This window comes from Massilia sp. TS11 (genome assembly GCF_022012445.1).
GTDB lineage: Bacteria > Pseudomonadota > Gammaproteobacteria > Burkholderiales > Burkholderiaceae_D > Telluria.
The window spans coordinates 1-21369 of record NZ_JAKLTS010000024.1 but is presented as its reverse complement, the minus strand read 5'-3'; the positions used below and the strand labels follow the sequence as shown (position 1 = coordinate 21369).

The following is a 21369-nucleotide window of genomic DNA, read 5'->3' as shown; positions in this document are numbered from 1 at the left end:
CATGGCGCACTTCTGAGCCGGATCAGCCTGCGCACAGGCCGCTTGCGTAGCCTGCTGCGCGCGGGCGAGGGGCGGAACTTCGCGGGCGCGCCGCCGGTCCATTGGCCATGTGCTTGAAGGAGAACGCCATGGCCCATGCCAACCCCATCCAGATCCAGAAATACCTGCGCGGCGTCGATTACCCGGCCAATAAGCGCACCCTGCTCGCCGCGGCGCGCGCTCAGGGCGCGGACGAGAACATCTGCGCCTCGCTCGAACAATTGCCCGACGAGGAATTCCAGACGCCGGCCGAGCTCAGCCAGGCATTCAGCGGTCCGTCCGCCGACGACGCCGGCGGCGACGCCGCCAAGCCCCGCTAGGAGCGGCCATGCACACGCTCGATGTCGATACCCTGCAGCGCCTGCACGACCAGGCCCTGCTGGCGCCGCCCGCGCACTGGCCGGACGGGCCGCTGTGGGCGGCCATCGCCCGCAACCACGCCTGCAATTGCCAACTGTGGGATGAGGAAGACCGCGCGCGCCGCACCGATGTCGGCGCGGCCGCCATCGCGGCCAGCAAACGCCTGATCGACCAGGCCAACCAGCAGCGCAATGACGCGGTCGAGGCGATCGACGAGGCCATCCTGCTGGCCGGCCTGCCGGTCGGGGCGCAGGCGCGCCTGCACAGCGAGACGGCGGGCGCCATGATCGACCGCCTGTCGATTCTGGCGCTCAAGGTCTACCACATGTGCGAACAGACGGCGCGCACCGATGTCGACCCCGGCCATGTGGCGCGCTGCCACGACAAACTGCTGCGCCTGAAATTGCAGCGCAGCGATCTGGCCGGCTGTCTGCAGCGTCTGCTGGCCGAGCTGGCCGCGGGGCGCGCCTATTTCAAGGTCTATCGTCAGTTCAAGATGTACAACGACCCGACCCTCAATCCCTATCTGTCGGGCCAGCGCGGCGGCGCGGTGGCGGGGGCGCCATGAGCGGGCGGCTCGACGTGCTGATCCCCACCTGCAACCGCGCGGCGGCGCTGGGGGCCTGCCTGGCCACGCTGGCCCACCAGCAGGGGCCGCCGCTGCGCATCGTCATTGCCGACCAGTCGGACCCGCCCGGTGTGGCCGAGGTGGCCGAGGTGCAGGCCGTGCTGCGCTGGCTGCTGGCCTGCGGCCACCATGTCGAGGTCTGGCGCCACCTGCCGCGGCGTGGCATGGCCGAGCAGCGCGCATTCCTGCTGAGTCTGGCCGAGGGCCCGGCCTGCCTGTTTCTGGATGACGATGTGCTGCTCGACGCCGATCTGCTGGCGCGCCTGCAGGCGGTGCTGGCGGCCGAGGGCTGCGGCTTTGTCGGCAGCGCCCTGCATGGCCTGTCTTATCTCGACGATGTGCGCCCGCACGAGCAGGCGATCAGCTTCTGGGACGGCCCGGTGCGGCCGGAAACCGTGCTGCCCGATACGCCGGCCTGGGCGCGCCACCGCCTGCACAATGCGGCCAATCTCTACCACGTGCAGCAGGCCCGGCCGGGGGCCACGCGCCGCTATCGCGTGGCCTGGGTCGGCGGCTGCGTGCTGTTCGACACGGCCAAACTGCGCGCCGCCGGCGGTTTCGACTTCTGGCCCGAACTGCCGCCCGAACACAGCGGCGAGGACGTGCTGGCCCAGCTGCGCCTGATGGCGCGCGATGGCGGCTGTGCGATCCTGCCTTCGGGCGCCTACCACATGGAGCTGCCGACCACGATCCCGCGCCGGCCGGTGGACGCGCCGCGTCTGTTGTGGCCGCCGCCGCGGGAGCGCGCATGAGCACGCATGGCCGCCTGCCCGACACCGAGCGCATTCTGGTCCTGCGCCCGAACGCCATCGGCGACTTCATGTTTGCGCTGCCCGCCCTGCACGCGCTGCGCCTGGCCTATCCGGCCGCCCGGATCGACCTGATCGGCCAGGACTGGCATGCCGACTTCCTGCAGGCGCGCCCCGGCCCGGTCGACCGCGTGCTGCGCATGCCGCCCTATCCGGGCGTGGGGCTGGCGCCCGCGGCCGATGTCGACCCGGCCCCAGCCGAGGCCTTCATCGCGGGCATCCGCGCGGCGCGCTACGACCTGGCCATTCAGCTGTACGGCGGCGGGCGCTATTCGAATGCGCTGGTGCGCGCGTTTGCTGCCCGCCTGAGCGTGGGCGCGGCCACGCCCGATGCGGCCCCGCTCGACCGCATGCTGTATTACAGCCCGTTCGGCTGCCGCCGCCTGGAGCTGCTGCGCATCGTGGCCCTGGCCGGCGCGCCCCCCTGTCTGCCCGACCCCGAGCTGGCCGTCACCGAGGCCGATCTGGCGGCGGCCGCGGCCGCCTTGCCGCCCGAGCCGCACGAGCGCCTGGTGCTGGTCCATCCGGGCGTCGGTGATCCGCGCCGGCGCTGGCCGGCCGCGCGCTTTGCCGTCGTGGCCGATGCGCTGGCCGCGCGCGGGGCGCGCATCGTGCTGTCCGGCGGGCCGCAGGAGCAGGACCTGCTGCGCGAGGTGGGCGCGGCCATGCGCAGCCAGCCGGCGCGCCTGCGCGGTCCGCTCAGCCTGTCTGCGCTGTGCGGCCTGTTGGCGCGCGCCTGCATGCTGGTGGCAAACGACACCGGCCCCCTGCACATGGCCCTGGCCCTGGGCAAGCCGGTGGTCGGCATTTTCTGGCTGACCAATCTGATCGAGGGCGGGCCGCTGCGCCCCGAGCGCCTGCGCGCCGCCCTGTCGCTGCGCAGCCAGTGCCCGGTCTGCGGGATGGAGAACCTGCGCCAGCGCTGCGCGCATGACCCGAGCTTTGTGGACGATGTCCGTCTGGAGGAGGTGCAGACCCTGGCCCTCGACCTCTACACGAGCCTGGCCTGAGCGGCCAGCAGCTGATCGGCCGCCGCCTGCACGGCCGCCGTGCGCGCGCCTTCCGGGTCCCACAGGCAGACATGGCGCTCGGCGTCGGCCGGGGCCCAGCGCGCCATGTCGGCCTTGCTGAACACAATGACGCTGGGCAGGCGCAGCCCGGCCGCGATGTGCGAGACGCCGGTGTCGTTTGCCACCAGCAGGCGGCTGCCCGCCATCAGGGCGGCCATGGCGCCGATCGACAGCGGCCCGGTGGCCAGCTGGGCCGGGCTGCGCATGCGGGCCGCCACGGCCTCGGCCAGCGGGGTTTCGTTGGCGGCGCCGGTCAGCACGATCGGAAGCGACCAGCGGGCCGCCACGTGGTCGGCGACGGCGGCGAAGCAGGCCGGTGGCCAGCATTTGTCCGCGCTGCGGGCGCCGGCGTGCAGACAGACATAGTGGCCCGGGCGCAAGCCGGCTGCCAGGCCGCTGGCGGCCAGCTCGGCATGGTCGCGCGCGTACAGGGGGAAGGCGAGACTGGCGTCTCTGCCTGCCGCGCCCAGCTGGGCGGCCAGGCGCAGCAGGCGTTCCGGTTCGCGCCCGTGCTGCGGATACAGCAGGCCCTCCCAGTTCGGCGTGGGGCGGCCGGCCGCCGGATAGAAGCCGGCCGCGTGGCGCGCGCCGAAGCGCATGACGATGTGGTTGCTGACGGCGCCGTCGCCATGCAGCTGCAGCGCCAGGTCGTAGCGCTGGGCCTGCACCTGGCTGTAGAAGGCGGCCAGGGCCTCGGTGCGCACGGCCTGCTCGGGCAGGGCCGGGTCGCCGGGGAAGGGCAGGAAGGCGTCGATGCAATCGCTGAAGCGCTCGGCGAACTGGGCGGCCCAGGGCAGGCCGCACAGGCTCAGATGGGCTGTCGGCAGGGCCTGGCGCAGCGCGCGCAGGGCCGGCACCGCGCACAGCATGTCGCCCAGATGCAGGGCGCGAAACACGATCAGGCGCGCGATGGGCAGGCGTTGCAGCAGGGGCAGCATGGCAGACCTCGGCAATGGGGGAGGTCTGGCTTGGAGGCGGCGCGCGCCCGCAAGTTCCCCGCCACGCGCTTTGGCGCAATCTTGATGGAGGATGGCGTCGGCGCCACTGTCGGCCGGCGCGGCGGGCCGCGACAATGGGCACCTCATCACTGCAAGGAGTGTCCGCATGTCCAGCCCCGTTAGCGCCATCCCCGCCGCCCCGTCGGCCCAGGCCGAAGCCCATTTTGCCGCCAAGCTCGGTGTGGAAACCGACTGCTGGGATGTGCACGCCAGCCTCAGCGCCGGCGCCGCCGATTTCGTCCTCGTCGATGTGCGCAGCGCCGAACTGTTTGCTGCGGGCCATGTGCCTGGCGCCTGCCATATCCCGCATGGCAAGCTGGTGGCGAGCAAGCTTGCCGACTATCCGCCCGCGACCCTGTTCGTCGTCTACTGCGCCGGTCCGCATTGCAATGGCGCCGACCGGGCCGCCCTGCGCCTGGCGCGGCTCGGTCGGCCGGTCAAAATCATGATCGGCGGTATCACCGGTTGGCTGGACGAGCGCTTTGCCCTGGCCCGCGGCGCGGCCTGAAGCGCGTCAGGGCGCGCGCAGGGGCAGCTGCAGGCGCCAGCAGGTCCCGGCGCCGGGCGCCGTCTCGACCTGGATGCTGCCGCCCAGCAGCTGGGTGCAGATGTTGTAGGCGATGTGCATGCCCAGACCACTGCCGCCCTGGCCGAGCTTGGTTGTGAAGAAGGGATCGAACACGTGCTCGGCCACGTCGGGCGCCATGCCGCAGCCGTCGTCGCGGAACAGCAGCAGGCATTGGCCGGGCGCCGCTGCCTGTACTGTCAGCGCCATCTGCCCGTCTTCGCGCCCGGCAAAGGCGTGGGCGAGGGCGTTGTTGATGAGATTCACAAGCACCTGGGTCAGCGGCCCCGGATAGCTGTCGAAGACGATCTCATCCGGCACCGCCACCTGCAGCCCATGGCGCGCCTGGCGCAGGCGCGGGCCCATGGCCAGCACCACTTCGTCGACGACGTCGCGCAGCACGAACTGGCGGCGCTGCTCGGTGGCGCGGTCGAGTGCCAGCTGCTTGAAGCCCTGCACGAGCCGGCCCGCGCGCTGCAGATTCGATACCAGCGTCGTGCCCGCCTCGTGCAGGTACTCGAGATGCTGCTCGAACAGGCTCTTGGTCAGCCGGGTGCGCGCGGCTGCCGCGAAGCGCGTGGTTTCTTCCAGCATGTCGGTGCCCATCAGCAGAGCATTGCCGATCGGGGTGTTGATTTCATGCGCGACGCCCGCCACCAGAAAGCCGAGCGAGGCCAGTTTTTCGCTCTGGACCAGCTGCTGCTGGGTGTCGCGCAGCTCGGCCAGCGTGCGCTCCAGTTCGCGGTTGGCGGCCAGCAGGGCCTCGGTGCGTTCCTGCACCATGCGTTCGAGGTTCTCGGTCTGGCGCTGCTCGGCCTCGGCCAGGCGCTGCTCGGCGCGCTTGCGTTCGGTGATGTCGAGCCGAAAGCCGATCACGCCGCCGTCGTCGGTGCGGCGGTCCGAGGCCATCACCCATTGCTGCTCGTTGAGCCGGTATTCGGCGTCGCACTCGTCGGGCGCCAGATGGCGGGCCACGCGCGTGCGCACATAATCGTCTTCGTTCAGATCGGTGCGCTTGTGAAATTCGCGCTGGTAGAAGGCGCGCGCGATCACGTGGTAGGGCGTGCCTGGCTGGAGCAGGTCGGCAATCTCGGGATAGATGGCGCGGAAGCCGCGGTTGCAAAACAGCAGCACATCATCGGGCCCGTACATGACGATGCCCGATTGCAGGCGGTCAAAGCCCTGCTCGATGCGCGCGCGCCAGCTGCGCGCCTCCTGCAGTTCGGCCCGCAGCCGGGCGATGGTGACGGCCGGATCTTCGCCGGCCTCGGCATCAGCTGACATCCTCCCTCCCTGGCCTGGGGCGGGCCGCAAAATAGTACTGGTCAGTACTACATGTCCTTCGCGACTTTGCCTGCAGCCATCACAAAGCGCACGGATTTGAGCACGCGCACATCGCGCGTCGGGTCGCCATCGACAGCGATCAGGTCGGCGCTCTTGCCCGTTTCCAGGCTGCCGGCCAGCTGGCTGATGCCGAGCAGGGCGGCCGCATTCGTGGTCGCCGCTTCGATCGCCTGGGTCGGCGTCATGCCATGCTCGACCATGAGCTCGAATTCATCGGCATTGCGGCCGTGCTTGGACACGCCGGCATCGGTGCCGAACGCGATCTTCACGCCATGCTTCATCGCCAGTTCGAGCGATTTGCCGGTCACGTCGAGACGCCACTTGATCTTGGCCAGCACGGCCGGCGCAAAGGCATTCGGGTTGGCGGCCAGGCGTTCCTTGTAGCCATTGATGGTCGACAGGGTCGGCACGTAGTAGGCGCCCGATTTCTTGAACAGCTTCACGCTTTCCTCGTCGAGCATGGTGCCGTGCTCGATCGAATCGGCGCCCAGAGCCAGGGCCAGATTGACGCCGTCCTCGCCGTGCGCGTGGACCGCGACCTTCTTGCCGTACAGGTGGGCCGTGTCGATCAGGGCGCGTGCCTCGTCCTCGAACATCTGACGCTTGAGGCCGGCGCCGACGACGCTGTTCACGCCGCCGGTGGTGGCGATCTTGATCACGTCCACGCCGCGCCCGACCTGCACGCGCACCGCATGGCGGCAGCTTTCGGCGCTGTCGCACAGATTATGCGTCTCCACCCCCTGCTGGACCCAGTCGGCATAGCCGAGGCGGCCGTCCATGTGGCCGGACGTGGTCGAAATCGCTTCGCCGGCATCGAGAATGCGCGGGCCGCGCACCCAGCCGCGTGCGACGGCGTCGCGCAGGGCCAGGGTCACACCTTCCTTGCCGTCGCCGAGATTGCGCACGGTGGTGAAACCGGCGTTCACGGTTTTGCCGGCGTTCATTTCCGCCTCATAGGCCCAGGCCGCCGCGTTCTGCGTGACCCAGGCCAGCTGGCCCTCGGCGCCGCCGCGGTCCGACGTCAGGTGCACGTGGCTGTCGATCAGGCCCGGCAGCACGTAGCGCTGGCGCTGGTCGATCACGCGGGCGCCCGGATAGCGCTCGGCGCCGACGAAGCCCTCATGCACGGCGACCACTTTGTCATCGCGGATCACCAGGGTGGACGGGCCGCGCATCGGTTGGCCAGGACGGTCGAGCAAATGACCGGCTTGGACGAGGACGGTTTGGGCGAAGGCTGGCGCGGTGGCCAGGCAGAGCAGGGCGGAGGCAAGCAGGCGCATGATTATTTCGCTGTGGAAAGCTCAGAATGTAACACATCTGTTAAACGCTGCAACCGGTATGATAAGCTGCGCGCCCGCGCTTCAGGCTATGATGCGGCTTCACGACCTTTGTAACCATGCCCAGTTCCGCCGCCCACCGTCTCCATATAGTGCTCGTCGAAGACCACGACCTGCTGCGCGAAGTGCTGCGCGAGGCCCTGGCCGCGCACGGGCATACGGTGGTGGCCCTGTCGAGCGCGGAAGCGGTCGATGATGAAATCGGGACGGCCCCGGTCGACTTGATGGTGCTCGATATCAACCTGCCGGGCGAGGATGGTTTCTCGCTGGCTGCGCGCTACCGGGCCGCCCATCCGCACGGCGGTCTGGTGCTGGTGTCGGGCCGCGTCAGTCTGGGCGACAAGCTGGCCGGCTATGCGGCCGGCGCCGACCTCTACATGACCAAACCGATTGAGCCGCTCGAGCTCGGCGCGGCCGTGGCCGCCCTGGCGCGCCGCATCGCCGCCGGGCGCCAGCTGCCACCGGAACCGGGCGCGCCCCTGCATCTGCACATGCGCACGCTGCTGCTGCAGGCGGCGGGCAAGGAAGTCAAACTCAGCCACGGCGAGGCGGCCCTGTTGTCGGCCCTGGCGCGCGCGCCCGGCCAACGCCTCGAAGCCTGGCAGCTGCTGGAGTTGCTTGGCGACAATGCTGGCAGCAAGGGGGCGCTCGAGGTCCGCCTGACCCGGTTGCGCGCCAAACTACGCCAGATTGGCGCGCCCGACGACGTCCTGCGCAGCCTGCGCAACCACGGCTACCAGCTGTGCACACCAGTCCAGATAGATTGAATCTCTCTCCAAGTAAACGTTCAAAATTTGAAAGCTTTTGTAAGCTTTCGGAGCTGTACTTGCCTACAATCTAGAATCGTGAAAATGTGGCATGACGTTTTATCATTTTGTCATGCTTGATTCGACAGATTCGTGCGAGCGCAAAACGCCCGCACCAGCTCCGGGGTAGCAATGGCAGAGTCCGATTTCAACAGCAAACCGAAGGCGCGCCGTCGCCGCCGCAGCAGTGGCCAGCTGATGCTGGCGCTCGAGCCGCGGATTGTGTTTGATGCCGCCCTGGCTGGCACCGCCGCTGCCATCGCGGGCCGTCCCGACCATGCCCCCGAGGCCGATGTCGCGGCCCGCCCGGCTGACTTACACGCGCGTGCGCGTGAGAGCGCCGATCTGGCGCCGGCCGCCGTCAAGCCCGAGACCGAACTGGCGCGCGCGCCCGAGGCCAAGCCGGCCAAGGACGCGCTGCCGGTGCCGGGCGCGCGCGCCGCGCTCGAGCCCAAGGACGGGCAGGGCGAGGCCCTGGCCTCGGCCGCAGCGGCTGCCGCCACCGAGCTGATCGTCATCGATACCCACGTCAAGGATTACCAGTATTTCGTCGACCATGCCCCGGCCGGCGCCCAGCTGCTGGTGCTCGATCCGACCCGCGACGGCATCCAGCAGGTCAGCGACTACCTGGCCGGCAAGAGCGGCATCACCAGCATCAGCTTCATCACGGAAGGCCACGACGGTGGCATCCTGCTCGGCAACACCGCCCTCGACCAGAGCAACCTGGCCGAGCACGCCGCCCAGCTGCAGCAATGGCAGAGCGCGCTGACGGCCGATGCCGACATCCTGCTGTACGGCTGCGATGTGGCGGCCGACGGCAATGGTCGCGCCTTTGTCGACCAGCTGGCGGCCCTGACCCAGGCCGATGTGGCCGCCTCGAGCGACCGCACCGGCGCCCTGGCCGACGGCGGCAACTGGAACCTCGAATACCAGAGCGGCAAGCTCGAGACCACGGTCAGCAATTTCGGCGGCGGCTACGATTTCGTGCTGCTGAACTACACCGACGTCACCTACAACTACGCCTCGGGCGCCACGGTGCCGACCGGCGCCGCCATCACAGCCAGCGCTTCCGGTTCGATCAATGGCTCGGGCGCGATCAACTACCAGTGGTACCGCAACGCCACCAATTCGACCACGGGCGGCACCGCGATCTCGGGCGCCACCAACCAGACCTACACGACCACGGCCTCCGATACGGGCAAGTACCTGTACGTGGTGGAAACCAAGGGCTCGGACAGCGCAACCTCGACCTACGCCCTGGTGGTCGGCGCGGCCGACACCACGGCCCCGAGCTTCAGCTCGGCCAGCGTCAATGGCAGCACGCTGACGATGAACTACAACGAGCAGCTGAGCGCTTCGGTGCCGGCCGCGACGGCCTTCACCGTCAAGATCAACGGCAGCGCGGTGACCGTCAGCACCGTGGCCCAGAGCGGCTCGAGCATCGTGCTGACCCTGGGTACGGCCGCCACGGCGGGCGACACGGTGACCGTGGCCTATACCGACCCGACCGCAGCCAATGACACCCTGGCCGTGCAGGACACGTCCGGCAATGACGCCGCCAGCCTGAGCACGACCACGGTCACGAATGCGACGTCGATCAGCCTGACCTCGGCCTCGAGCGGCTGGACGCCTCTGCTAGTGGGCAACAACTACGACGTTGGCAACAACAACAGCAACCACGACGTCCAGGCGGCCCAAAACAAGGGCCTGGACTTCGTCGGCACCTCAGCCCTGCCGCTGTTCTACACCAAGTACAGCGCCGGCTCGGACGAGCTGGCCTTCCGTATCCGCGAGGAAGTGACGACGCCCTCGGGCGCCTACTACCTGATCGGCGTGATCGGCAATCCGGCCAATAGCACGATCAGCTTCTTCATCGGCGTCAACATTCCCTCGGGCGGCGGCGCGCCGACCGTGCAGTTCTACGATGCCGGTTCGGGCGCCAACAACTCGCCGTCCACGTCCTCGTTCAACACCAAGACGGCGACGGCGGCGACGAGCTATTCGGTCAATATGTCGGCCGTGAACGTGATCGACACCACGGTCTCCAACAGCAATCTGAACAGCCCGGACTACACGGGCACGGACGGTTTCGTTACCTTCAAGTTCAGCGCCAGCGCCTTTGCCACCTATGCCGCCACCAAGATCAGCGGCTACACGATCAACAGCCAGGTCGCCTTCGTGTTGCTGTCGGCCACCCAGTCGAACAGCATCAACGGCGACGTCGCCGGTATCGTCGGCACCAGCAGCCAGACCTATGCGGCCCTGGGCCTGACCACGCCGATCGTGTTCAGTAACAACGCGCCGACCACGGCCAATGCCTCGAGCACGATCAACGAAGACAACAGCCTGGTGTTCGCGACCGCGAACTTCAGCTTCACCGATGCCGACAGCGGCGACGTCCTGAGCAAGGTGAAGATCACCAGCCTGCCCGCCAGCGGCTACCTGCAGTACAACAACGGCAGCAGCTGGACCTATGTGACGGCCAACCAGGAAATCACGGCCGCCGACATCACCGCCGGCAAGCTGCGCTATGTGCCCGTGGCCGATGGCAACGGCACGGCGTATGCGAGTTTCGGCTTCCAGGTCAGCGACGGCAAGTCCTACAGCGCGGGCACGAACACCTACACGATCAATGTCACGGCCATCAATGATGCGCCGGTGATCAGCAATCTGTCGGGCGACTACGTCGAATGGCGCTCGGTCAATGCCGCGGTCAGCATCGATGCCTCGCCGACCCTGAGCATCACCGACGTCGACAACACCAACTTCAGCGGCGGCGCCCTGAGCATCAGCGTGCGTCCCCAGGCCGGCGGCAATGCGCTCGCCCAGGACAGCCTGACGGTCGTCAACAGCGGCCTGATCACGGTGTCGGGCACGACCGTGTCCTACAACGGCACGGCGATCGGCACGATCAGCGGCGCCGGCACGGCCGATCTCAGCATCACGCTGAACAGCAGCGCCACGCCGGCCGCCACCACGGCCCTGGCCAGCGCGGTGCGCTACACCAATACCAGCAGCAGTCTGTCGGCCGCCGACAGTTCGCTGCGCACCGTCTCGATGACGGTGACCGACAGCGCAGCCACCGCCAACCGCACCTCGAACACGGCCACGGTCACCCTGGTCGGCCCGCCCGTGTACGACGTGCAGGGCACCGAAGACACCAGCCTGACCCTGAGCGCCAGCAGCCTGAACGTGGGCGCCAGCGGCAATCCGGGTCTGGTCCAGATCACCGAGCTGAACCTCGGTGGCGGCAGCCTCAAGATCGGCGCCACCGACGTCGCCGTCGGCAGCCAGTACACGACGGCCCAGGTCAACAGCATGGTCTACACCCCGGCCGCCAATGTGTATGGCGACGGCGTGGCCAGCTTCCGCTTCAAGTATGTCGACGCCAGCAACCCGAGCGGCTACAGCGGCGGCCTGTCCTTGTCGCAGCCGACCGTCATCATTGGCCTGACGGCCGTGAACGACGCCCCGACCGTCGATCTGAGCGGCAGCGGCAGCACGAATATCAGCGTCACCTTCACCGAAATCAACGGTCCGGACGAGACCTACAACGACGTGGGCTTGGTCAGCTCGACCGTACTGAGCCACCTGGCCGACGTCGATTCGACCGCTTTCAGCAGCCTGAGCATCAGCGGCACGACCTATAGCGGCGACCAGATCATCGTCAATGGCAGCACCGTCATCGACATGACGGCCGCCAACGCCGGCAGCATCAGCATCAATGGCACGACTTTCAATTACGCCGTGACCCTCAATGGCGGCGTGGCCACGCTGACCTTTGACAGCCGCTCGGGCAGCAATGCCGCCAGCGCCGCCATCAGCGTGTATGAAAGCCTGCTCAATGCGCTGAAATACAACAACAGCAGCGACACCCCGAACACGAGCACGCGCAGCCTGTCCATCAGCGTGAATGACGGCCAGACCAGCAGCAACGCGGCCACGGTCAGCATCACCGTGGTGGCCACCAATGACACGCCGACGCTGGACAACATCACGCCCAGCACCACCTACGACTACGGCACCGACACCGCCGTCATCATCGACCCGATGGCTACCGTGGCCGACCGCGACGGCACCATCAGCTCGGTAACGGTGAAGATCAGCAGCGGCGGCACGACCGGCGATACGCTCAATTTCACGAGCACCACCAAGGTGGCCGCCAGCTGGAACAGCAGCACCTACACGCTGACCCTGACCGGCCAGAACGGCTGGATCACGGCCGACCTGCAGGCCGCCCTGCGCGCCGTGACCTTTACCAACACGAGCACGGCCGCTGTCGGCAGCACGCGCTACATCGACATCCAGGCGACCGACAATGGCGGCGCCACCACGACGATCGGCACCACGGCCCTGAACCTGGTCAATGGCACCCTGGGCCTGGACCTGCAGAGCGCCTCTGACACCGGCGTGAGCACGATCGACAACATCACGGCCGATAACACGCCGAGCTTTACGATCGCGCTGCCGACCGGCGTGACCAGCGGCCAGATCCTGTATCTGTACGACGGCCAGACCTCGACCGGCAACCCCTATGGCAACGTGGTGGCCTCGGCCTCGCTGACCCTGAACCAGACCACGGCCACGCTGACCTCGAGCACCCTGAGCGACGGCTTCTACAACTTCTTTACCCGCATCGGCACCGGCACGGCCACCCAGCTGGACGTGACCATTGATACCACCACGCCCTCGGTGGCGATTGCGTCGATCAGCGACGACACCAATGTCGGTGGTGACTATGTGACCAGCGACGCCACCCTGAAGTTCAATGGCACGGCCGAAGCCGGGTCGACCGTCGTGGTCAAGTGGAATGGCGTCTCGATCGGCTCCCTGACAGCCGACGCCAGCGGCGGCGCCTGGAGCTATGACTACACGGGCACCACGCTCAGCGACGGCACCTACACGCTGAGCGCAACTGCCACCGATACGGCCGGCAATTTCAGCACCGACACCAAGACCGTGGTCGTGGACCGCACGGCCCCGACCACGGCACCCACGGTCAATAGCCTGAACACCACCAGCCTGACCCCGACCCTGAGCGGTAGCGCCACCCTCGGCGCCGGCGAGACCCTGAGCGTGGCCGTCAACGGCGCCACCTACAGCGTCACGCCCTCGGCCGGCAGCTGGTCGCTCGACCTGTCGAGTGCGGTGCCGACCACCGGCAGCCTGACGCCGCTGACGGCGGGCAGCACCTATTCGGTCACGGCCACCGTGAAAGATTTGGCTGGCAACACCACCAGCGACAGCACCAGCAATGAACTGCGCATCGTCGGCACCACCGGCAGCGCCAGCATTTCCAGCGTGATCGCCGGGCAGACCATCAGCCTGAGCGTCACCGACGCCGACCTCAATACCAACAGCAGCACGATCCAGACGGTGAACGTGACGGTGACCAATGCGGCCACCGGCGAGACCGAAACCGTGCTGCTGACCGAGACCGGGGTCAACACGGGCGTGTTCAGCGGCACTCTGGCCAGCGTCAAGTCGGCCACGATCGGCAGCAACAACACGGGCACGCTGAATCTGTCCAATGGCAATACCGTCAGCCTCAGCTACACCGACGCCCTCGATGGCAGCGGCAACACCAACCAGACGCGCACGGCCAGCACGATCGGCACCGCCGGCAATACCGGCAGCGTAACGATCGGCACCGTTGTGCCGGGCTCGGCCATCACCCTGACGGTGACCGACGCCGACCTGAACACCAACGCAGGCTCGCTTCAGACGGCCACGGTCACGGTCAGCAATGCCGCCACCAGCGAGACGGAGGTCGTGACCCTGACCGAAACCGGCGTCAACACCGGCGTGTTCAGCGGCACCCTGGCCAGTTCCTCGACCCTGAGCGACAACGGCAACAACAGTGGCACCCTGGTTGCCTCCTATGGCAACACGATTTCGGTCAGCTACACCGACGCGCTCGACGACAACGGCGTGGCCAACCAGACGCGCACGGCCAATACCACGGCCTACGCCGCCCTGATCGCGCCGACCATCGCCCTGGTCAATGACACCGGCAGCAGCAACACCGACAAGATCACCAAGGACGGTTCGCTCAGCATTACCAGCGCCGCCAGCGGCGTCACCCGTTCGATCAGCCTGAACGGCGGCGCCGGCAGCGCCAGCTACACCGCGCCGACCACGGACGGCACCTACACGGTCAGCGTGACCGACTCCAACGGCGTCGGCTCGCTCGTCACGAATTACACCTTCACGCTGGACAAGACGATCAGCGCGCCGACCGTGTCCCTCACCACGGACAGCGGCAGCAACACCACGGACAAGCTGACCAATAACGCCGGCCTCACCGTCGCGACGGCCAGCGAAACCGTCACGCGCACCTACAGCATCAACGGCGGCGTGGCCGCCAGCAGCTACACGGCGCCGACCACGGACGGCAGCTACACCGTCGTCGTGACCGATACCGATGTGGCCGGCAACGTGGCCAGCACGAGCATTACCTTCTCGCTCGACAAGACCATCGCCACGCCGACCCTGAGCCTGACCAGCGATACCGGCAGCAGCCCGAGCGACAAGATCACGAAAGTTGGCGGTCTGAGCTTCAGCACGGCCGCCGTCGACGTGACGCGCAGCTACAGCATCGATGGCGTCACCAGTGCCAGCTACACGGCCCCGACCGCCGATGGCGCGCACACCGTTGTCGTCACCGACACCGACACGGCCGGCAACACGGCCTCGGCCAGCATCACCTTCACGCTGGACAACACGATCGCCACGCCGACCGCCGGCCTCAGCAGCGACACCGGGACCAGCCCGAGCGACAAGATCACCAAGTCCGGCGCCCTGAGCGTCAGCACGGCGGCCGCCGATGTGAGCCGCACCTACGCCATCAACGGCGCCGCGGCCACCAGCAGCTACACGGCCCCGACCGCCGACGGCAGCTACACCGTCGTCGTCACCGACACCGACACCGCGGGCAACACCGCCTCGGCCACGATCACCTTCACGCTGGACAACACGATCGCCACGCCGACGGTCAGTCTGACCACGGACAGCGGCAGCAATACCACCGACAAGCTGACCAATACGGCCGGCCTCAGCGTGAGCACGGCCGCCGCTGACGTCACGCGCACCTATGCCATCAATGGCGCGGCCGCCACCAGCAGCTACACGGCGCCGACCACGGATGGCACCTACACCGTCGTCGTTACCGACACCGACACGGCCGGCAATACGGCCTCGGCCACGATCACTTTCACGCTCGACAAGACGATCGCCACGCCGACCGTCAGCCTGAGCAGCGACACCGGCAGCAGTCCGAGCGACAAAATCACCAAGAATGGCGCATTGAGCGTCAGCGGCACGGCCGTCGACGTCACGCGCACCTACGCCATCAATGGCGGCGTGGCCACCAGCACCTACACGGCCCCGACCACGGACGGCACTTATACGGTCGTCGTCACCGACACCGATACGGCCGGCAACACCGCCTCGGCCAGCATCACCTTCACGCTCGACAACACGATTGCGACCCCGACCGTCAGCCTGACCAGCGACACCGGCAGCAGCCCGAGCGACAAGATCACCAAGAACGGCGCACTGACGCTGAGCACAACGGCTGCCGATGTGAGCCGCACCTACGCCATCAATGGCGCGGCGGCCACCAGCAGCTACACGGCGCCGACGGTGGACGGTACCTACACCGTCGTCGTCACCGACACCGACACGGCAGGCAACACCGCCTCGGCCACGATCACCTTCACGCTGGATAACACGATCGCCACGCCGACGGTCAGCCTGACCACGGACAGCGGCAGCAACACCACCGACAAGCTGACCAACACGGCCGGTCTCACGGTCAGCAGCGCCGCAGGCGACGTGACGCGCACCTACGCCATCAATGGCGCGGCCGCCACCAGCAGCTACACGGCCCCGACCACGGACGGCACCTACACGGTTGTCGTCACCGACACCGACACGGCTGGCAACACCGCCTCCGCCACGATCACTTTCACGCTCGACAAGACGATCGCCACCCCGACCGTCAGCCTGAGCAGCGATACCGGCAGCAGCCCGAGCGACAAGATCACCAAGCTTGGCGGCCTGAGCTTCAGCAGCACCGCGCTCGATGTGACGCGCAGCTACAGCGTCGATGGCGTGGTCAGCGCCAGCTACACGGCCCCGACGGCCGATGGCGCCCACACGGTTGTCGTCACCGATACGGATACGGCCGGCAACACGGCCTCGGCCAGCTTCACCTTCACGCTCGACAACACGATCGCGACCCCGACCGTCAGCCTGAGCAGCGACACCGGCAGCAGCCCGAGCGACAAGATCACCCAGAGCGGTGCGCTGAGCGTCAGCACGGCCGCCGCCGATGTCAGCCGCACCTACGCCATCAATGGCGCGGCCGCCACCAGCAGCTACACGGCCCCGACCACGGACGGCACTTACACCGTCGTCGTCACCGACACCGACACGGCAGGCAACACCGCCTCGGCCACGATCACCTTCACGCTGGACAACACGATCGCCACGCCGACTGTCAGCCTGAGCAGCGATACCGGCAGCAATACCACTGACAAGATCACCAAGTCTGGCGCACTGAGCCTGAGCAGCACGGCTGCCGACGTCAGCCGCACCTATGCCATCAATGGCGCGGCCGCGACCAGCAGCTACACGGCGCCGACTGCGGACGGCACTTATACGGTCGTCGTCACCGACACCGACACGGCCGGCAACACGGCCTCGGCCAGCATCACCTTCACGCTCGACAACACGATTGCGACCCCGACCGTCAGCCTGACCAGCGACACCGGCAGCAGCCCGAGCGACAAGATCACCAAGAACGGCGCACTGTCGCTGAGCACAACGGCTGCCGATGTCAGCCGCACCTACGCCATCAATGGCGCGGCGGCCACCAGCAGCTACACGGCGCCGACGGCGGACGGCACCTACACCGTCGTCGTCACCGACACCGACACCGCCGGCAACACCGCCTCGGCCACGATCACCTTCACGCTGGATAACACGATCGCCACGCCGACGGTCAGCCTGACCACGGACAGCGGTAGCAACACCACCGACAAGCTGACCAATACGGCTGGCCTCACGGTCAGCAGCGCCGCAGGCGACGTGACGCGCACCTATGCCATCAATGGCGCGGCCGCCAACAGCAGCTACACGGCCCCGACCACGGACGGCACCTACACGGTCGTCGTCACCGACACCGACACGGCCGGCAACACCGCCTCGGCCACGATCACCTTCACGCTCGACAGCACGATCGCCACCCCGACCGTCAGCCTGAGCAGCGATACCGGCAGCAGCCCGAGCGACAAGATCACCAAGCTTGGCGGTCTGAGCTTCAGCAGCACCGCGCTCGATGTGACGCGCAGCTACAGCGTCGATGGCGTGGTCAGCGCCAGTTACACGGCCCCGACGGCCGATGGCGCCCACACGGTTGTCGTCACCGATACGGACACGGCCGGCAACACGGCCTCTGCCAGCATCACCTTCACGCTCGATAACACGATCGCGACCCCGACCGTCAGCCTGAGCAGCGACACCGGCAGCAGCCCGAGCGACAAGATCACCCAGAGCGGTGCGCTGAGCGTCAGCACGGCCGCCGCCGATGTCAGCCGCACATACGCCATCAATGGCGCGGCCGCGACCAGCAGCTACACGGCCCCGACCACGGACGGCACCTACACCGTCGTCGTCACCGACACCGACACGGCAGGCAACACCGCCTCGGCCACGATCACCTTCACGCTGGACAATACGATCGCCACGCCGACGGTCAGCCTGACCACGGACAGCGGCAGCAACACCAGCGACAAGCTGACCAACACGGCCGGTCTGACGGTCAGCAGCGCCGCCAGCGACGTGACGCGCACCTACGCCATCAATGGCGCCGCCGCCACCAGCAGCTATACGTCCCCGACCACGGACGGCACCTACACCGTCGTCGTTACCGACACCGACACGGCCGGCAACACGGCCTCGGCAACGATCACGTTCAGCCTGGACGCGACGATCGCCACCCCGACCATCAGCCTGAGCAGCGATACCGGCAGCAGCCCGAGCGACAAGATCACCAAGCTTGGCGGTCTGAGCTTCAGCAGCGCCGCCGTGGATGTCACGCGCAGCTACAGCATTGACGGCGTCACCAGCAGCAGTTACACGGCCCCGACCGCCGATGGCGCCCACACGGTCGTCGTCACGGACACCGATACGGCCGGCAACACCGCCTCCGCCAGCATCACCTTCACGCTCGACAACACGAACGCCACGCCGACCGTCGCGCTGAGCAGCGATACCGGTAGCGACAATACCGACAAGATCACCAAGACCGGCGCCCTGAGCATCAGCAGCACGGCCGCCGATGTGACGCGCAGCTACACGATCGATGGCGTCGCCGCCGCGAGCTACACGGCCCCGACGGCCGACGGCGCCCACACGATTGTCGTGATCGACACCGATACGGCCGGCAATACGGCCTCGGCCACGATCACCTTCACGCTCGACAACACGATTGCGACACCGACCATCGCCCTGAGCAGCGATACCGGTAGCGACACCACCGACAAGATCACCAAGTCTGGCGGCCTCAGCATCAGCAGCACGGCGGCTGACGTTACGCGCAGCTACACCATCGATGGTGTAGCCGCTGCCAGCTACACGGCCCCGACGGCCGATGGCGCCCACACGGTTGTCGTCATCGATACCGATACGGCCGGCAACACCGCCTCGGCCAGCATCACCTTCACGCTCGACAACACGATCGCCACGCCGACGGTTGCCCTCAGCAGCGATACGGGCGCCAACACGACGGACAAACTGAGCAAATCGGGCGCCCTGAGCATCAGCAGCACGGCCGCCGATGTGACGCGCAGCTACACCATCGATGGCGTCGCCGCCGCCAGCTACACGGCGCCGACCGCCGATGGTACGCACACGGTCGTTGTCATCGATACCGATACGGCCGGCAATACGGCCTCGGCGACGATCACCTTCACGCTCGACAATACGATCGCCACGCCGACGATCAGCCTGTCGAACGACACGGGCAGCGACACCACCGACAAGATCACCCGCAACGCGGGCTTGAGCTTCAGCAGTGCGGCCGTCGATGTGACGCGCAGCTACACCATCGACGGTGTGGCCAGCAGCAGCTATGTGGCGCCGAGCACGGATGGCACGCACACGGTCGTCGTCACCGACACCGACACGGCGGGCAATACCGCCTCGGCCGCAATCACCTTCTCCCTGGATACCAGCGTGGCCGCACCCACGCTGAGCCTGACCACGGACACGGGCGCGCACAACAACGACAAGATCAGCAAGGACGCGAGTCTGAGCATCGGCGCGGCCAGCGAGACGGTGACCCGCAGCGTGGTCATCAATGGCGGCACGGCAGCCTCCAGCTATGTGGCGCCGAGCACGGATGGCGTCTACACGGTGGTTGTCACCGACACCGACGTGGCGGGCAACAGCAATAGCGCCAGCATCACCTTCACGCTCGACAACACGATCGCGACGCCGACCATTGCACTGACCAATGACACTGGCGTCGCCAACGACCTCATCACGGCGGACCCGGCGCTGACCGTCAGCGCCAAGGCTGCGGATGTGACGCGCAGCTTCGTCGTCGATGGCGGCACTGCTTCCAGCAGCTACAGCGCGCCGAACAGCAATGGCGCACACACCGTCGTCGTGACCGACACGGACACGGCAGGCAACACGGCATCGGCCACGATCACCTTCACGCTGCTCAACGCCTTCGCGGCGCCGAGCATCAGCCTGACGACCGACAGCGGCAGCGATAACACCGACAAGATCACCAACAACGCCGCGCTGACCGTCAGCAATCCGGGCGTGGGCATCACCCGCAGCTTCAGCACCAATGGCGCAGCGGCCGCCGCCAGCTATACCGCGCCGTCCAGCGACGGCGTCTACACGGTCGTCGTCACCGACACCGATGGCACCAATACCGTGTCGAGCACGATTACCTTTACGCTCGACACGACCATCGCCAGCCCGTCCATCAGCCTGAGTTCCGATACGGGCAGCAATACCAGCGACAAGATCACCAAGTCGGGCGGTATCAGCATCAGCGCGGCTGCGGCCGATGTGACGCGCAGCTACACGGTCGATGGCAATGCCGTCAGCAGCTTCACGGCGCCCAGCACCGATGGCACCCACACCATCGTCGTCAGCGATGTCGATACTGCGGGCAATACGGCGGTATCCAGCTATACCTACTCGCTCGACACCACGATTGCCACGCCGACTGTCAACCTCAGCACCGATAGCGGCAGCAACACCAGCGACAAGCTGACCAATGACGCCGCACTGACGTTCAGCTCGCCGGCCAGCGATGTGACGCGCAGCTTCAGCATCAACGGCGCCGCCGCCACCAGCAGCTACACCGCTCCGGGCACGGACGGCACCTACACCGTGGTCGTGACCGATACCGATACGGCGGGCAATACGGCCTCGGCCAGCATCACCTTCACCCTGGACAAGACCATCGCCACCCCGACGGTCAGTCTGAGCAACGATACCGGCGCCAGCACGACGGACAAGATCAGCAAGGACGGCGCCCTGAGTTTCAGCACCGCAGCGGGCGACGTCACGCGCAGCTACAGCATTGACGGCACCACGGCGAGCAGCTACACGGCGCCGACCGCCGATGGCGCCCATACCGTGGTCGTCACCGACACGGATGCTGCGGGCAACACGGCCAGCACCAGCATCACCTTCACGCTGGACAACACGATTGCCACACCGACGGTCAGCCTGACGACTGACAGCGGCAGCAATACCACCGACAAGCTGACCAACAACGCCGCCCTGAGCTTCAGCAGCGCGGCCAGCGATGTGACGCGCAGCTACAGCATCAATGGCGCCGCCGCGACCAGCAGCTACACCGCACCGGGTACGGACGGTACCTACACCGTGGTCGTGACCGATACCGACACGGCAGGCAACACGGCCAGCGCGAGCATCACTTTCACGCTGGACCAGACCATCGCCACGCCGACGGTCAGCCTGAGCAACGACACCGGCAGCAGCCCGACCGACAAGATCAGCAAGGACGGCGCCCTGAGCTTCAGCACTGCCGCGGGCGACGTCACGCGCAGCTACAGCGTCGATGGCGGTGCAGCGGCCAGCAGCTACACGGCCCCGACGGCCGATGGTGCGCACACCGTCGTCGTCACTGACACCGACACGGCCGGCAACACCGCCAGCACCAGCATCACCTTCACGCTGGACAACACCATCGCCACGCCGACCGTCGCCTTGAGCAATGACACCGGCGCCAGCAGCACCGACCGCGTGACCAGCGACGCCTCGCTGAGCTTCAGCACCAAGGCCGGCGATGTGACGCGCAGCTACAGCATCGATGGCAGCACGGCCAGCAGCTATACCGCGCCGACCTCGGCTGGC

At 67.4% G+C, this 21369-nt stretch carries 10 protein-coding genes; 7 read left to right on the top strand and 3 right to left on the bottom strand.

The genetic code is table 11. The features are described 5' to 3' along the window. Positions 1 to 128 precede the first annotated feature (128 nt). Genes LZ005_RS21215 through LZ005_RS21200 form a run of 4 tightly spaced genes read left to right on the top strand, consistent with a single transcriptional unit; the run spans position 129 to position 2846 of the window. Positions 129 to 359, top strand: a complete 231-nt coding sequence (locus LZ005_RS21215; protein WP_237810651.1) for a DUF2795 domain-containing protein — start codon at positions 129 to 131, stop codon at positions 357 to 359. A gap of 8 nt (positions 360 to 367) precedes the next feature. Next, positions 368 to 967 carry a DUF4254 domain-containing protein gene (locus LZ005_RS21210; protein ID WP_237810649.1) on the top strand — a complete coding sequence of 200 codons (600 nt, stop codon included), beginning with the start codon at positions 368 to 370 and terminating at the stop codon, positions 965 to 967. After that, positions 964 to 1779, top strand: coding sequence for a glycosyltransferase family A protein (locus tag LZ005_RS21205; protein ID WP_237810642.1), 816 nt, complete (start codon positions 964 to 966; stop codon positions 1777 to 1779). The genes LZ005_RS21210 and LZ005_RS21205 overlap by 4 nt, the downstream gene beginning before the upstream one ends. Further along, on the top strand, positions 1776 to 2846 hold the full coding sequence (locus LZ005_RS21200; RefSeq protein ID WP_237810640.1) for a glycosyltransferase family 9 protein: 1071 nt from the start codon (positions 1776 to 1778) through the stop codon (positions 2844 to 2846). Before LZ005_RS21205 ends, LZ005_RS21200 begins: the two co-directional genes overlap by 4 nt. Here LZ005_RS21200 and LZ005_RS21195 read toward each other — a convergent pair. After that, complete coding sequence (locus LZ005_RS21195) at positions 2828 to 3844, bottom strand: glycosyltransferase family 9 protein (RefSeq protein WP_237810638.1); 1017 nt, start codon at positions 3842 to 3844, stop codon at positions 2828 to 2830. The genes LZ005_RS21200 and LZ005_RS21195 overlap by 19 nt on opposite strands. 166 nt (positions 3845 to 4010) lie before the next feature. Between LZ005_RS21195 and LZ005_RS21190 the strand changes: the two genes are divergently transcribed. Continuing rightward, a complete protein-coding gene (locus LZ005_RS21190; RefSeq protein WP_237810636.1) occupies positions 4011 to 4412 on the top strand; it encodes a rhodanese-like domain-containing protein in 402 nt (133 codons plus the stop codon). Between the two features lie 6 nt (positions 4413 to 4418). On the opposite strand, the gene LZ005_RS21185 is transcribed toward LZ005_RS21190, so the two are convergent. Both LZ005_RS21185 and LZ005_RS21180 read right to left on the bottom strand, forming a co-directional pair. Then, complete coding sequence (locus LZ005_RS21185; RefSeq protein ID WP_237810634.1) at positions 4419 to 5753, bottom strand: sensor histidine kinase; 1335 nt, start codon at positions 5751 to 5753, stop codon at positions 4419 to 4421. 47 nt (positions 5754 to 5800) lie between these two features. After that, a complete protein-coding gene (locus tag LZ005_RS21180; RefSeq protein ID WP_237810609.1) occupies positions 5801 to 7093 on the bottom strand; it encodes an amidohydrolase family protein in 1293 nt (430 codons plus the stop codon). 116 nt (positions 7094 to 7209) lie between these two features. Between LZ005_RS21180 and LZ005_RS21175 the strand changes: the two genes are divergently transcribed. Together LZ005_RS21175 and LZ005_RS21170 are read left to right on the top strand one after the other, a co-directional pair. Beyond that, entirely contained in the window at positions 7210 to 7917 is a 708-nt protein-coding gene (locus tag LZ005_RS21175; protein WP_237810607.1) for a response regulator transcription factor, read from the top strand. A 171-nt stretch (positions 7918 to 8088) separates the two neighbouring features. Continuing rightward, on the top strand, positions 8089 to 21369 hold a 13281-nt coding region (locus tag LZ005_RS21170), incomplete at its 3' end, for an Ig-like domain-containing protein (RefSeq protein ID WP_237810599.1).

Excerpts from the sequence above, each read along its gene's own strand:
- LZ005_RS21210 (WP_237810649.1), top strand. The coding sequence starts at position 368 with ATGCACACGCTCGATGTCGATACCCTGCAGCGCCTGCACGACCAGGCC.
- LZ005_RS21195 (WP_237810638.1), bottom strand. The coding sequence starts at position 3,844 with ATGCTGCCCCTGCTGCAACGCCTGCCCATCGCGCGCCTGATCGTGTTT.
- LZ005_RS21175 (WP_237810607.1), top strand. The coding sequence starts at position 7,210 with ATGCCCAGTTCCGCCGCCCACCGTCTCCATATAGTGCTCGTCGAAGAC.
- LZ005_RS21190 (WP_237810636.1), top strand. The coding sequence starts at position 4,011 with ATGTCCAGCCCCGTTAGCGCCATCCCCGCCGCCCCGTCGGCCCAGGCC.
- LZ005_RS21205 (WP_237810642.1), top strand. The coding sequence starts at position 964 with ATGAGCGGGCGGCTCGACGTGCTGATCCCCACCTGCAACCGCGCGGCG.
- LZ005_RS21180 (WP_237810609.1), bottom strand. The coding sequence starts at position 7,093 with ATGCGCCTGCTTGCCTCCGCCCTGCTCTGCCTGGCCACCGCGCCAGCC.
- LZ005_RS21185 (WP_237810634.1), bottom strand. The coding sequence starts at position 5,753 with ATGTCAGCTGATGCCGAGGCCGGCGAAGATCCGGCCGTCACCATCGCC.
- LZ005_RS21200 (WP_237810640.1), top strand. The coding sequence starts at position 1,776 with ATGAGCACGCATGGCCGCCTGCCCGACACCGAGCGCATTCTGGTCCTG.
- LZ005_RS21215 (WP_237810651.1), top strand. The coding sequence starts at position 129 with ATGGCCCATGCCAACCCCATCCAGATCCAGAAATACCTGCGCGGCGTC.